The organism is Anaeromassilibacillus sp. An172 (assembly GCF_002160515.1).
Lineage (GTDB): Bacteria > Bacillota > Clostridia > Oscillospirales > Acutalibacteraceae > Limousia > Limousia pullorum.
Genome location: NZ_NFKS01000056.1, coordinates 1 through 1,525, shown reverse-complemented (window position 1 = coordinate 1,525; position 1,525 = coordinate 1). Strand labels below are relative to the sequence as shown.

Annotated in this window: 1 pseudogene; it reads left to right on the top strand. The window is 39.1% G+C overall.

The window, feature by feature from the left end:
• Nucleotides 1-255: 255 nt before the first annotated feature.
• A pseudogene (locus B5F08_RS13035) lies at nt 256-1,525 on the top strand (hypothetical protein); the annotation flags it as partial.

Genomic DNA, 1,525 nt, shown 5'->3' with positions numbered 1-1,525 from the left:
TTTTTTTATGATATAATCACTATAAGGTCAGTAAAGTTATAAATAAGGAAAAATTATTATATCCTTTATATGTTTATTACTTTGCGGAAAAATACAGCGTTGTCGAGAGTTATTTTGCAGAGATAAAGAGAGGTGATGAAATCCGCTGTGCATTATTGCAGAAGTTTACTGCAATATTATAAAGCATATAGTAATAGCAGTGGGAAAATAAAATATGATAATAAAAAATAGAAAATCAAAAAGGAGGAACAAAACATGAAAAAACGACTTATGGCGGTATTGCTCAGTGCGTTGATGGTAGTTTCATTACTGCCCGTTACAGCATTTGCAGACGAGACCGAGAATATCGGAAATGAAATCACACTGGAAGTAACTGAGTCAATAGGCGAAGTACAGGAAGTGGCGACAATGTCAGCGTCTTCTGCTGATTCGGCAGAGGCTTTGGCAGACTGGAATTCGTCATATCTCAACGAATTGGAAACAAAAATTTATAACTCAGTTGCATCTCAGATGGAGGAAAGGGCTGTAACCGGCGGAGAAATGATATTTTATTATGCCTTTGACGGAATGAGCTTTGACAACGGCGGAGAAACAGATACCGATAAACTCTTAGAGCTTGCTAATGACTACTACAGAGATAGAATAAATGTAACAAAAATATATTCATGCTTAATGATTGAATATCCATATGAAATGTTCTGGTTTGATAAAATGGCTGAAGGCTATGGTTCAATTGGATTTAGTATTTCTACTTCAGGAAATACAACAACCATACTCAACACTACATTTTATATGCCGGTTTATGGAGATTATCAGGATAAAGACTCTTCAAAACCTGCAAATACATTGAGCAGCAGCGCAGCGTCAAAGGCAGCTCAGGCAGCCGCCTATGCTCAGGAGATAGTAGACGCCAATGCAGGCAAAAGCGATATGGAAAAGCTTCAGGCATATAAGGAAGCTATCTGCGGCCTTGCATCTTACGATTTAGAGGGCGTTGAGATTGTCGGAAATCCGGATCATCCGTTATTCGATACATTCTACGGAGATCCTTTCCAGATAACCAGCGTGTTTGACCGTGATCCAAGTACAGAGAGTATGGCTGAGGGTTACGCAAAAGCATTTAAGTATCTTTGTGATTTGTCCGATTTTGACAGCACAGCATGCTACTATGTTATGGGAGAAATGACCGAAACAGGTACAGGCGGATTTATTCCCGGAGACGTACAGTACTGGATAGACTATAGCTGGAATGTGGTTAAGACAGAAGGAAAAAGCTATCTTGTAGACGTAACAAACTGTGATACAGGAACATTCGGTGAGCCTGATTATGTGTTCATGAAAGAACCTGCAAGAGGCAATATGAATGACGGATATTGGTTCAACGGTGCCAAAGATTCAGAGATAAATTATATTTACAGCAGTGTTTTTACGACGGACGGACTGTATGATGCTACTATCCTTGACCTTAACGGAAGATATATGACAGGTTCAATATCTCTCAGCGGTACACCTACAATAGGTGAAA